Consider the following 13,541-nt stretch of genomic DNA (forward strand, 5'->3'; position numbering starts at 1 on the left):
GAACAGGCCGCCGCTGCCGCCGGTTCGCTGGAAGAGCAGGCGCGTCGACTCAAGCAGGCCGTGTCGACCTTCCGCGTCGACGAGCAGGCCGACGTGGTCATGCCGGTAACGCCCACTGCGGCGGCACCGGTCAGGCCGGCGGCACCGGCGGCAGCCAGGAAGCCCCTGCAGGCACCGCCCAAGCCGGCGGCCAAGCCCCTGGCCCAGGCACCGGCGCGCCCGAAGCCGGCCGCCAAGCCATTGCCGGCACCGCAGTCCAAGCCAGGCGGCAAGCCCGCCGGTGATGACGACGAATGGGAAACCTTCTAGGATAGTGCGGCCACGCATCGCCTGGCTGGCAATGCCGGGCGGTTCAATTGGACTTCCCGCCTGGCCCGTTCGGGCCGGCAGGTCCAGGGTAGTGGATCGTCGCTTTGCGCCAAGCGAGGCAGACGGTCCAGGCCCCACGCTGTGCCGGAAATGCCGCCGGCTTGTTGACCCGGCGGCATTGCCGCCTGCGCCGGACGTCGGTCAGGTGTGCCTGCATGTCGTGGCACAGGCTTTTGCAGCGATAGGGCGCGGTTGGACGTAAAGCGCTGGCGCCGATTTTCGCGGAACGCCCGCACGCGCAATGTTATGATGTCGGCCTTTGCGCAAGCGACCATGTCGTTTCCACCCATTCAATTACATCTGTCGATAACGTGCGTCTAACTTCCCTCAAATTGTCGGGATTCAAATCCTTCGTCGAGCCCACGCAGTTCCAGGTTCCGGGGCAGCTGGTGGGCGTGGTCGGGCCCAACGGCTGCGGCAAGTCCAACATCATCGATGCGGTGCGCTGGGTCCTGGGCGAATCCAAGGCCTCCGAGCTGCGCGGCGAGTCGATGCAGGACGTCATCTTCAATGGCTCGACCCACCGCAAGCCGGCCGGGCGCGCCTCGGTCGAGCTGGTGTTCGACAACGCGATGGGCAAGGCCGCCGGCCAGTGGGGCCAGTATGCCGAGATCGCCGTCAAGCGCACGCTGACCCGCGACGGCACCTCGTCTTACTACATCAACAACCAGTCGGTGCGCCGGCGCGACATCCAGGACATCTTCCTGGGCACGGGCCTGGGGCCGCGCGCCTACGCCATCATCGGCCAGGGCATGATCTCGCGCATCATCGAAGCGCGTCCCGAAGAGCTGCGGATCTTCCTCGAAGAGGCGGCCGGGGTGTCGAAGTACAAGGAACGTCGTCGCGAGACCGAAAACCGTCTGCACGACACCAGCGAAAACCTGACCCGCCTGGAAGACATCCTGCGCGAGCTCAACACCAACCTCGAAAAGCTCGAGGCGCAGGCGGCCGTGGCCAAGAAATTCCACGAACTGCAGAACGACCAGGAAGAAAAGCAGAAACTGCTCTGGCTGTTGCGCAAGAACGAGGCAAAGGCCGAGCAGGAGAAGCATTTCAAGGACATCGAACGGGCCCAGATCGACCTCGAGGAGCAGACCGCCAAGTTGCGTCACGTCGAGACCGAGCTGGAACACCTGCGCCAGGCCCACTATGGCGCCGGCGACCGGCTGCACCAGGCGCAGGGCCACCTGTACCAGACCAATTCCGAGATCGGCAGCCTCGAGGCGCAGATCAAGTTCGTCATCGAATCGCGCAACCGGCTGCAGACCCAGCTCAATTCGTTGACCGTGCAGCGCGACCAATGGCAACGCCAGGGCTCGCAGCAGCAGGACGAACTGGCCGAGGCCGAGATCGCGGTGGAAGAGTTCGGCATGCGCGTCGAGCAGACCCAGCAGTCGGTGCAGGACGCCAACGAGCGCCTGCCGGCGCTGGAACTGGCCTGGCGCGAGTCGCAGCAGAAGACCACCGAGTCGCGCGCCAGGATCATGCAGGTCCAGCAACAGATCGAATTGCAGTCGACGCACCAGCGCAATGCCTCCAACATCCTGTCGGGGCTGGCGTCGCGGCGCGAGCGGCTGATGCAGGAAAAGACCGGGCTGGCCATGCCGGACGACATGCACCTGTCGAATCTGCGCCTGCAACTGGAAGAAAAGCAGGCCGCGCTCGAAGAAGCCGGCATGTTCCTGGAGGAGGCGCAGGAAAACCAGCCGCGGCTGGAAGAAGAACGGCGCGCCGCCCAGGAGCTGGTCAGCCGCGAGACCTCGGCTAATGCCCAGCTGGAGGCGCGCCTGTCCGCGCTCAAGCAGTTGCAGGAAAGCGTGCAGGCGCAGGGCAAGGTCCAGCCCTGGCTCGAGAAGCACGGCCTGGCCGAGTTGCCGCGCCTGTGGCAGAAGCTGCATGTGGAGCAGGGCTGGGAGACCGCGCTCGAAGCGGTCCTGCGCGAGCGCATGTCGGCCCTGGAAATGTCCAACCTCGACTGGGCCAAGGCGTTCTTCTCGGACGCGCCGCCGGCCAAGCTGGCCCTGTATGCCCCCAACACCGTGGTCTCGGCGCCGGAGGCGCCGGTCAGCGGCCTCAAGCCTTTCATCGGCCTGCTGCAATTGAACGATCCGGGCTTGCGCGCCCTGATGCAGGACTGGTTGAACCAGATCTATGTCGCCGACGACACGGCCACGGCCTTTGCCGAGCGCGCCCGGCTGCCGCTGGGCGGCCTGTTCGTCACCCGTGGCGGCCATGTGGTGAGCCAGTCCAGCGTGCGTTTCTATGCGTCCGATTCGGAGCAGGACGGCATGCTGGCGCGCCAGCAGGAAATCGAGAACATCACCAAGCAGCAGCGTGCCCAGTACATGCTGGCCGAAGAAGCCAAGGGGCGTGCCGTGCGCGCCGAGGCGGCATTGTCGGCGGCCTCGACCCGGCTGCAGGAACTGCGCCAGCGCGTCACCGGCCTGACGCAGTCGACCCACAGCCTGCAGATCGAGGTGATGAAGCTGGCCGAGGTGCAGGAGCGCTTCAACCAGCGCAGCACCCAGATCGCCACCGACCTCGAGGAAATCGGCATGCAGGAAGCCGAGCAACAGCAGGTGCAGGCCGAATCCGAGGCGCGCTTCGAACAACTCGATATCGAACTGGCCGAGTTGCAGGAGCAACACGAGAATGGCCAGACCGATTACCTGGGACGCGAGCAGCAACTCAACGATGCCCGCAATCGCCTGCGCGAACTCGAGCGGGCCGCACAGGAAACCGAATTCGCCGAAAAATCCCATCGCAGCAAGATCGAGGAATTGAAGCGCGGTATCGCCACGGCCCTGGAGCAGGCGGCGCAACTGTTTGCCAGCATGCAGCAGGGCAGCCTCGAGCTGGAGAGCCTGGACGACCAGGCGGCCCAGGCCGGCCTGCAGGAATTGCTGGACCGCCGCAGCGACCAGGAACGCGCCCTGGCCGACGCCCGCCACGAGCTCGACCAGCTGTCGCAGCAACTGCGCCAGCACGACGAAAACCGGCTGCAGGCCGAACGCAGCCTGCAGCCGCAGCGCGACCGGATCACCGAGCTGCAATTGAAGGAACAGGCCGCACGCCTGAACCAGGAGCAATTCGCCGAGGCACTGGCGCAAACACAGGCCGACGAGGCGGCCTTGTCCGAAAAGCTCACCGCCGACATGCGGCCGTCCTACCTGCAAGGCGAAGTCACCCGCTTGACCAACGCCATCGCGGCGCTGGGCGCGGTCAACCTGGCCGCACTCGATGAACTGGCCACCGCCTCCGAGCGCAAGCACTTCCTCGATGCCCAGCATGCCGACCTGAACGAAGCCATCTCCACGCTGCAGGATGCGATCCACAAGATCGACATCGAGACGCGCGGCCTGCTGCAGGATACCTTCGACAAGGTCAACCATCACTTCTCGGAACTGTTCCCGGTGCTGTTCGGCGGCGGCCAGGCCCGGTTGACCATGACCGGCGACGAGATCCTCGATTCCGGCGTGCAGGTGATGGCGCAGCCGCCCGGCAAGAAGAACGCCACCATCCACCTGCTGTCGGGTGGCGAGAAAGCGCTGACGGCCACCGCGCTGGTGTTCTCGATGTTCCAGCTCAACCCGGCGCCGTTCTGCCTGCTCGACGAGGTCGACGCGCCGCTCGACGATGCCAACACGGAGCGCTTTGCGAACATGGTCAAGCGCATGTCCGAGCACACCCAGTTCCTGTTCATTTCACACAACAAGATCGCCATGGAAATGGCCCAGCAGCTGATCGGGGTCACCATGCAGGAGCAGGGCGTGTCACGCATCGTGGCCGTGGACATGGAGTCGGCCGCCAATTTCGCCACCGCCGAGCAGGCCGCCTAGCGCGCTTCCCGACAGCCGGCATTGCCACTGCGGCAATGCCGGCGAGCAGGCCGCGCCGGCCCTTTGTCGGCTTGACAATGGCGGGGCGGAACACTACCCTGAGGACCTTGTCATACATCCGTCCTGACAGGTTTGATGTCAGGCCAGACACGCTTTTGCGGCCTTCGGGCCATCAACAATAACAACATCTTGACCGCAATCTTGCCGCTCGCCCGTTTGCCGATTCCAGCCTTGCCTGCGCCGCGCCGTGTCGCGCAGGCCTTGTGCCGTGGCACCCCGCTTGCATTGGCAGCCTCGAGTGGCTGCGGTCGGTCCACCCAGAATCCGGATTCGGATTGTTCCAATGAACCGCTTTATCGAGCCGAACATGCCACGCTGCACTGACCCCCGTATCGCCCACTCCCTGTTTGCCGATCCGAAAGGTCGTGCCGCATGATCGACCTCCAGACCAGCCTGATCGTCATCGGTGGCGTGTTCGTCGTGGGCGTCATCTCGTATAACAAATGGCAGGAACACAAGGCGCGCAAGACCGTCGAGCGCGCTTTCTCGTCGTCCCACGATGATGTGCTGATGTCGCCCGACGAGCAGGGCGAGCCCCAGCATGCGCCGGTGGCGCCGGTCGAGCGTGGCGAGTTCGCCGCCAGTGGCGACGAGGGCGGCCGCGTCGAACCCGGTTTCTACGAGCTGCCGGAGCGCAAGCCCGTATCGGCGCCCGTCAAGGCTTACCTGGATCAGGCCGTTGAAGAGCCGCGCGAGCCCTACCTGGGCGATGCGCCGGCCGTGACCGAGCCTGGCCGCGAGGCGGTTGATGCCGCCATCGCCGAGTCGCTCGCGCAGGCGCCGCAGTCGACCGTGGCGCAGGTGATCGCCGGTGCAGAAGACCCGCTCGAGCATGCTCCCAGCTTCGCCCCCCCGCCTGAAATGCAGGCCCAGCTGCAACCGCGCGCGCGACGCGAGTTGCCGGTCGACGAGTTGATCGATTGCAACATTCCTATCGCGCTCGAATCACCGCTGCGCGGTGACAAGTTGCTGCCGGCGCTGCAAGGCCTGCGCCATGTGGGCAACAAGCCGGTGCACTTCATCGGCCGCAGCCTCGACGGCGAATGGGAGGCGGTGGCCCATGGCGGCGTCTACAATGCCTTGCTGGCGGGGGCCCAATTGGCCAATCGCAGCAATGCCATGAACGAGATCGAGTATTCCGAACTGGTCATGCGGCTGCGCGACCTGACCGATTCTCTCAACGGCGAGCCCGAGCTGCCGGACATGCCCGACGTCATCCGCACCGCCCAGGCGCTGCACCAGTTCATCGCCGACCACGACGTGCAGTTGTCGGTCAACGTGCGTTCCAGCGGCGCCCCATGGAGCCTGGCTACGCTGCTGGCGGCCCTGGGTCGCCAGGGCTTCGACCGCCGCACCGAGGGTTACCTGGTGATGCAGGACGGCGAGGGCGAGGTATTGTTCGCGCTGTCGACCAACGCCAGCCAGGCCGACGAGACCACCGAGCGCCTCACGTTGCTGCTGGACGTGCCGCGCGTGGCACCTGCCCGCGACGGCTACGGTGCGCTGGTGGCCTGTGCCCGGTCATTGGCCGCGCGCTTGGGAGGCGCAATGGTCGACGACAGCGACCAGCCCTTGTCGGATGTGGCCCTGGCCGATATCGCCGAGCAGGTCGCGGCCTTCTACAGTGCGATGGAATCGGCCGACATCCCGGCCGGTTCGACCCGTGCCTTGCGCCTGTTCAGCTAAGTCGCGCGCCGGCCCCCCTCTACCTACGCCAAGATGCAACCAGACATGTTTTCCGATGGTCCGCTGCCCGCTGGGGCACCGGACTGGTTGGCCCGTGCGCGCCAGCTGCGCGCCGAGCTCAACGGCCACAACCACGCCTACTACGTGCTGGACCAGCCCAGCATTCCCGACGCCGAATACGACCGCCTGTTCCAGGAGCTGCAAGCGCTCGAGACTGCCCATCCCGAGCTGGTCAGCCCGGATTCGCCGACCCAGCGTGTGGGCGGCGCGCCGCTGCCGCAATTTGATCCGGTACGGCATGACGTGCCGATGCTGTCGCTGGGCAACGGTTTTGCCGACGACGATATCGTCGCCTTCGACAAGCGCGTACAGGACGGGCTGGAAAGCCTGCAGCAGGTGCGCTACGCCACCGAGCTCAAGTTCGACGGCCTGGCCATCAGCCTGCGTTATGTCGACGGCGTGCTGGTGCAGGCCGCCACCCGGGGAGACGGCACCACCGGCGAAAACGTCACCGCCAACATTCGCACCGTACGCGCCATCCCGCTGCGGCTGCATGGCGACAAGGTGCCGGCGGTGCTCGACGTGCGCGGCGAGGTCCTGATGTACAAGCACGACTTCGCCCGGCTCAACAGTCGCCAGCGCGACGCCGGCCAGAAGGAATTCGCCAACCCGCGCAATGCCGCCGCCGGTAGCTTGCGCCAGCTCGATTCGCGCATCACCGCGCAGCGCACGTTGCGCTTCTTCTCCTATGGTATCGGCGTGCTCGAAGGCGCCGAGATGCCGCCTTCGCACTCGGCGTTGCTGGACTGGTACGTCCAGCTGGGGTTGCCGGTGTGCCGCGAGCGGGAAGTGGTGAGCGGCGCCGAGGGCCTGCTGGCGTTCTATCGCGGCATCGGCGCCAAGCGCGAGGGCCTGCCCTACGAGATCGATGGCGTGGTCTACAAGGTCGATCGCCTGGACCAGCAAAAGCAACTCGGCTTCGTCTCGCGAGCGCCGCGTTTTGCGCTGGCCCATAAATTCCCGGCCCAGGAGGCGCTGACCCAGGTACTGGATATCGAAGTGCAGGTTGGGCGTACCGGTGCCATCACGCCGGTGGCCAGGCTCAATCCGGTCTTCGTCGGTGGCGTCACCGTCACCAATGCCACGCTGCACAACGAAGACGAAGTGCGGCGCAAGGATGTGCGCATCGGCGACACCGTCATCGTGCGCCGTGCCGGGGATGTGATTCCCGAAGTGGTGGCGCATGTGCCCGACAGGCGTCCCGAGGACGCGCGCCAGTTCGTCATGCCCACCCGCTGCCCGGTATGCGATTCGCCCATCGTGCGGCTCGAGGACGAGGCCATCGCACGCTGTTCCGGCGGCTGGCTCAAGTGCAGCGCCCAGCGCAAGGGCGGGTTGCAGCACTTTGCCTCGCGGCGGGCGATGGATATTGAAGGACTCGGTGAACAATTGGTCGAGCAACTGGTCGATAGACATGTCGTCAATACACCTGTGGACCTGTATCGCCTTGGCCTGTCGGCATTGTCCGAGCTGGACCGGATGGCCGACAAGTCGGCCCGTAACGTGCTCGACGCGCTGCAGAAGTCGAAGCAGACCACCTTGCCGCGTTTCATCTACGCATTGGGCATCCGGCACGTCGGTGAAGCCACCGCCAAGGAACTGGCGCGCCACTTCGGCAGTCTGGACCGGCTGCTGGCCGCCGATGAGGCACAATTGCTGGAGGTGGCCGATATCGGTCCGGTGGTAGCAGCATCGATCCGGGCCTTCTTCGACGATGCCCAGAATGTCGAACTGGTCGAGCAGTTGCGTGCGGTCGGCTTGGAGTGGAGCGAAGACGCGGGCAGCGACAGCCAGCCCAAGCACCTGGCCGGCAAGACCTTCGTGCTGACCGGTACCTTGCCCAACCTGTCGCGCGACCAGGCGTCGCAGATGATCGAGGCCGCCGGCGGCAAGGTGGCCGGTTCGGTCTCGAAGAAGACCAGCTACGTGGTGGCGGGCGCCGAGGCGGGCAGCAAGCTGGCGCGTGCCGAAGAGCTGGGCTTGGCGATCCTGGACGAGGACGCACTGAAGGCGTTGTGCAGCGGCGGTACCTAGCTTGCTGTGACGAAACGAACATATTGGGCGGCCGCTGATGCTTTACACTTTGCGCATGCGCGCAGTGTCGGCCAGCAGTCATCGAGGATTTATCTCATGGAGCAAACATGATCAAGAAGATCAAGAAAGCCGTATTTCCCGTGGCCGGCCTCGGCAGCCGTTTCCTGCCAGCGACCAAGGCGCAACCGAAAGAGATGCTGCCTATCGTCGATAAGCCGCTGATCCACTATGCGGTCGAGGAAGCGGTCGCCGCCGGCATCACCGAGATGGTGTTCATCACCGGTCGCAACAAGCGCGCCATCGAAGATCACTTCGACAAGGCCTATGAACTCGAAAGCGAACTCGAAGCGGCCGGCAAGAAGCAACTGCTCGACATCGTGCGCAACGTGATTCCCAAGAACGTCAATTGCATCTTCATCCGCCAGTCGACCCCGCTGGGCTTGGGCCACGCGGTGCTGTGCGCGCGGCCGGTGGTTGGCGAGGAGCCGTTTGCCGTGCTGCTGGCCGATGACTTCATGGACGTCGATGCCGGCACCCGTCCGGTGCTGGCGCAGATGACCGATATCTATCAACGCGAGGGCATGAGCATGCTGGCGGTGCAGGACGTGCCGCGTGCCGAGACCAAGCAATACGGTATCGTCAGTGCCACGTCCTACCAGCCGGACCTGGAGCGGGTCAACGCCATCGTCGAAAAACCGGCGCCCGATGATGCGCCCTCGACGCTAGCCGTGGTCGGTCGCTACGTGCTCAACAATCGCATCTTCGACTACCTCGAGAACATCGAGCGCGGCGCCGGCGGCGAAATCCAGCTCACCGATGGCATCGCCAAGCTGATGCAGGCCGAATCGGTGCTGGCCTATCGCTACCAGGGCCAGCGCTATGACTGCGGCTCCAAGCTGGGTTATCTCAAGGCGATGGTGGCCATGGGCATGAAGCACCACGAAACCGGCCCGGCCTTCACCGAATACCTCAGGGAAATCGGCAGCCGGCAAGGCTGAGCAGGGCGGCGCGACGCGCCGCAATCTGCGACAATACAAAACGCCCGGTGCATGCCGGGCGTTTTTTTATCACTGATACAGTTTGGAGATTTCGATGGCGCTGCGCGACATACTCAAGATGGGCGATCCGCGCCTGCTGCGCCAGGCGCAGCCGGTGACCGCCTTCGGCACCCCCGAGCTGACGGCCCTGGTGGCGGACATGTTCGAGACCATGCGTGCCGTCAACGGCGCCGGCCTGGCCGCACCCCAGATCGGTGTCGACCTGCAACTGGTGATTTTCGGTTTCGGCCAGAACCAGCGCTATCCCGAGGCCCCGGCGGTACCCGAGACGGTATTGATCAACCCGCGGCTGACGCCACTGTCGGATCAACAGGAGGATGGCTGGGAAGGGTGCCTGTCGGTGCCCGGCTTGCGTGGCGTGGTGCCGCGCTGGACCCAGTTGCGCTATCAGGGGTTCGACCTGGACGGCGAGCCGATCGACCGCACGGTCGACGGTTTCCATGCGCGGGTGGTGCAGCACGAGTGCGACCACCTGGCCGGGATCCTGTACCCGATGCGGATCCGCGATTTCAGCCAGTTCGGCTTTACCGAGATATTGTTTCCGGAGCTCGATCCCAACCAGGACGATTAGGAGCATTAGGACGTCCAGGGCGATGGGATGAAGCAGGGACCATGGCCTGGCAGGCCGAAGGACCCGACTTTTGCCGGGCCCTTCGAGCGGTTCAGGAGGGAGCACCCACCTCGGCCACCCGTGCATTGATATGTGCCAGCGCCTCGTCGATCTGGTCGATCAGGATCAGGCACAGGTCACCATCGTTGAGCGTCGCCAGCGCCGTGTCGATGGCCAGGAATTCGCCGTGGATTTCCTTGACCTCGGCGGTGCGCGTGGCCTTTTCCAGGCCCTGGCGCAGCAGCGCGATCACTTCGCCGTCGCTGCGACCGCGTTGGCACTGATCCTGGTAGAGCACCACCTCGTCGAAAGCATCGCCCAGCATTTCGGTCTGGCGCGTGATATCGATGTCGCGCCGGTCGCCGGCGCCACTGATGACCACCGAGCGGCGCTTGGCGGGCATGCTGTCGACCGCCTTGATCAGCGCCGAGATGGCATCCGGATTATGGCCATAGTCGGCGATCAGCGTGGCACCCTTGTAGTCGAACAGGTTGAAGCGACCAGGGGCGGTGTCGCTGTCGCTGATGAAGCTGTTGAGGGCGGCGGTGACCTGCGCCCAATCCAGGCCCAGCGCCCAGGCCGCGCCCACCGATGCCATCACGTTCTCGACCTGGAAGCCGATGCCGCCATTGCGCGTGAGTGGAATGCCCGACAGCTTCAGGCGCTTCTCGAAATCACCCTGGGCCACCACGATGGCGTCGCCGTCGCGGTAGACCACCCGTTGACCCTGGGCCCGATGGGTCGCCATGATCGGGTGTTGCGGGTCCAGCGCGAAGAAGGTCACGGAGCCGGGGCAGCTCGAGGCCATCTTCGAGACCATCGGATCGGCTGCGTTGAGCACGGCCATGCCGGTCGGCGCGACGTTCTCTACGATGACGCGCTTGACTACCGCCAGGTCCTCGACCGTGCTGATGTACGACAGGCCCAGGTGGTCGCCCATGCCGATGTTGGTGACCACTGCCACCTGGCAGCGGTCGAAACCCAGGCCCTCGCGCAGCACGCCACCCCGTGCCGTCTCCAGCACTGCGGCATCGACGTCGGGGTGGAACAGAACGTTGCGGGCGCTGCGGGGGCCGCTGCAGTCCCCGGTATCGATGCGCTGCTTGTCGATGTAGACGCCATCGGTATTGGTCATGCCCACGCGCAGGCCGGTCTCGGCCAGCAGGTGGGTGATCAGGCGCACCGTGGTGGTCTTGCCGTTGGTGCCGGCCACCGCCACTACCGGAATGCGGCCGTCGTCGCCATCCTGGTACATGGTCGCCATGATCGCCTCGCCCACGTCGCGACTCTTGCCGTACGACGGCGAGAGGTGCATGCGCAGGCCGGGGGCGGCGTTGACCTCGACAATGCCACCGCCTTGTTCTTCCATCGACGAGTGCACCGAATTGCAGACCACATCCACGCCGCAGATATCCAGGCCCACCATCTGGGCCGCCGCGATGGCGCGCGCGGCCATGTCTGGATGCACATCCTCGGTCACGTCGGTGGCGGTGCCGCCGGTGGACAGGTTGGCATTGTTGCGCAACACGACGCGCACGCCCTGGGCGGGAATGGCCTCGGGGTCGAGGTTCTGGCCGGCCAACACGCCCAGGGCAATGTCGTCGAGCCGGATCTTGGTCAGCGAGGTGGCATGGCCGTCGCCGCGCAGCGGGTCGGCGTTGACCTGGTCGATCAGTTGCCGGATGGTGTGCACGCCGTCACCGATGACCTGTGGTGGGTCGCGCCGGGCGGCGGCCACCAGCTTGTTGCCGATCACCAGCAAGCGGTAGTCGTGGCCGTGCAGGTAGCGCTCGACGATGACTTCGTCGCTGATGCGCGCGGCCGTGGCAAAGGCGGCCTCGACCTGTTCACGGGTACTGATGTTGACCGCCACGCCCTTGCCCTGGTTGCCATCGAGTGGCTTGATCACCACCGACGAGCCGATTTCCTGGGTGGCTACCCAGGCGTCCTCGACCGTGGTCACCACGCGGCCGTTGGGCACCGGCACGCCGGCCGCATGCAACAGCATCTTGGTCAGGTCCTTGTCCTGCGCGATCGATTCGGCGATGGCGCTGGTGTTGCTGGTCTCCGCGGCCTGGATGCGCTGCTGGCGGCTGCCCCAGCCGAATTGCACCATGCTGCCCCGGGTCAGCCGGCGAAACGGGATGCCACGCTTGATGGCCGCATTGACGATGGACGCGGTGCTGGGGCCCAGGCGCACGTCTTCGTCGAGTTCGCGAATGCGGGCCAGCGCCACGGTCAGGTCGAACGGGGTGTCGTCCTGCGCGGCCCGGCACAGCTGCAGCGCCAGGTCCAGCGCCAGGCGCCCGACTTCTTCCTCGCTGTATTCGACCACCACCTGGTAGACGCCGGTCTCGATGGTCGATACCGTGCGGCTGAAGGTGACCGGGCAGCCGGCCTGCGACTGCAGCGCCAGTGCGGCGGCCGCCAGCCCGTGGGCCATCGACACCACCTGGGTGCCGCCGTCGGGCTGCAGGAAGCCGATCTGTGGAAAACGGGCGCGCAGCCGGATCTCGAAGCCCGGCATGTCGTCGACCACCCGTTCGGCCTCGGAGCACGAGACGATGGCTTCGATGGCGGTGTGCCTGCACCAGAGGTTGGGGCCGCGCAGGGCGCGTATGCGTGAAACGTCCATGGACAGTTTTCCTGTTCTCGTCAGTCTTGATTCTTCGAAGGCGGCCTCAAGCCGCCTGGGTCTTGAATGTGAAGCCTTGCTCCTCGGCCTGCTCGGTGCCGAACAACTCGATGCCGGCGCGGATCAGGTCGGGCGTGATGCCCAACGCCCAGGCCGCACCGACGGCGGCCAGCACGTTTTCGACCTGGTAGGCGACGGTGCCCTTGCCGGTCAACGGAATCGCATCGACCGAACTGACACGGGTTTCATGTTGGCCTTGGACCTGGATCACGTCGCCGCCGCGCAGCAGCACGGCGCGCTTGCCCTGGCGGCGATGCTCGGCCACCAGTTCCGAGGCCGGGTCGACACTGAAGAAGATCACCTCGCCATCGCACAGCTGGGCCATGTCGGCCACCAGCGGATCGTCGGCGTTGAGCACGGCCGCGCCGTCGGGCAACACCAGGTCGACCTGGGTACGCTTGACCTTGGTTGCCAGTTGCTCGGCGTTCTCGATGTAGTACTCGGGCAGGCTGTCGGTGGGATCGATGTTGGCCACCACGCCAACCAGGCAGCGGTCGTAGGCCAGGCCCTCGGACAGGATCGCCACGCTGCTGTTCTCGAACACCGCTGCCTCGACGGCACGGTTGAGCAGCACCCGGTGCGCGGCGGCCCAGTTGGCGCGGTTGCCGCGCTCGACCAGGCGCTCGCCGAAGTACAGGCCATCGCCGCAGGCCAGGCCGACATGCTTGCCGGAGAGGTGGATGATGCGCGCCACCAGGCGCGCAATGGTGGTCTTGCCGTGCGTGCCGGTGATGCCGACGATCGGGATGCGGCCGTTCTCGTCGTCGCTGAAGAGGTTGTCGACGATGGCGTCGCCCACCGGGCGTGCCGCGCCTTCGGAAGGCTTGAGGTGCATCAGCAGGCCGGGGCCGGCGTTGACCTCGACGATGGCACCGCCCTGGTCGGCCAGCGGACGCGAGATGTCGTCGGCCACGATGTCGACGCCGGCAATGTCGAGCCCGACGATGCGCGCCGCCAGCGATGCCGCCGCCGCCACGCTGGGGTGGACCTGGTCGGTGACGTCGGCCGACACATTGCCGTTGCGCAGCAGCAGCACGCGGCGACCGGAGGCCGGTACCGATTCGGTGCTCAGGTTCTGGCGCTGCAGCTCGAGCACGGCAGCCGGGTCGCGTTCCAGCAGCGCCGGATCC

The 13,541-nt window shown here is 65.8% G+C and carries 7 protein-coding genes and 1 pseudogene; 6 read left to right on the forward strand and 2 right to left on the reverse strand.

Features of this window, described 5'->3' with window-relative positions; translation table 11 throughout:
• From PMI40_RS11245 to def, 6 genes and pseudogenes are all read left to right on the forward strand, one after another.
• Positions 1–309 (forward strand): annotated as a pseudogene (locus tag PMI40_RS11245) (hypothetical protein); the annotation flags it as partial.
• Between the two features lie 371 nt (positions 310–680).
• A complete protein-coding gene (gene smc, locus PMI40_RS11250; RefSeq protein WP_008115291.1) occupies positions 681–4,208 on the forward strand; it encodes a chromosome segregation protein SMC in 3,528 nt (1,175 codons plus the stop codon).
• Between the two features lie 432 nt (positions 4,209–4,640).
• The gene (locus PMI40_RS11255) at positions 4,641–5,954 is read left to right on the forward strand and encodes a cell division protein ZipA C-terminal FtsZ-binding domain-containing protein (RefSeq protein ID WP_008115294.1); all 1,314 of its coding nucleotides are present in this window, start codon (positions 4,641–4,643) and stop codon (positions 5,952–5,954) included.
• A gap of 33 nt (positions 5,955–5,987) precedes the next feature.
• The gene (gene ligA / locus PMI40_RS11260; RefSeq protein ID WP_040501930.1) at positions 5,988–8,048 is read left to right on the forward strand and encodes an NAD-dependent DNA ligase LigA; all 2,061 of its coding nucleotides are present in this window, start codon (positions 5,988–5,990) and stop codon (positions 8,046–8,048) included.
• 107 nt (positions 8,049–8,155) lie between these two features.
• On the forward strand, positions 8,156–9,046 hold the full coding sequence (gene galU / locus PMI40_RS11265; RefSeq protein WP_008115299.1) for a UTP--glucose-1-phosphate uridylyltransferase GalU: 891 nt from the start codon (positions 8,156–8,158) through the stop codon (positions 9,044–9,046).
• A 94-nt stretch (positions 9,047–9,140) separates the two neighbouring features.
• On the forward strand, positions 9,141–9,677 hold the full coding sequence (gene def, locus PMI40_RS11270) for a peptide deformylase (RefSeq protein ID WP_008115301.1): 537 nt from the start codon (positions 9,141–9,143) through the stop codon (positions 9,675–9,677).
• 91 nt (positions 9,678–9,768) lie between these two features.
• On the opposite strand, the gene cphA is transcribed toward def, so the two are convergent.
• Together cphA and PMI40_RS11280 are read right to left on the reverse strand one after the other, a co-directional pair.
• A complete protein-coding gene (gene cphA / locus PMI40_RS11275) occupies positions 9,769–12,351 on the reverse strand; it encodes a cyanophycin synthetase (protein ID WP_008115302.1) in 2,583 nt (860 codons plus the stop codon).
• 46 nt (positions 12,352–12,397) lie between these two features.
• A partial coding sequence (locus PMI40_RS11280) for a Mur ligase family protein (protein WP_008115304.1) occupies positions 12,398–13,541 on the reverse strand: 1,144 nt, incomplete at its 5' end.

Source organism: Herbaspirillum sp. YR522, assembly GCF_000282575.1.
Lineage (GTDB): Bacteria > Pseudomonadota > Gammaproteobacteria > Burkholderiales > Burkholderiaceae_D > Herbaspirillum.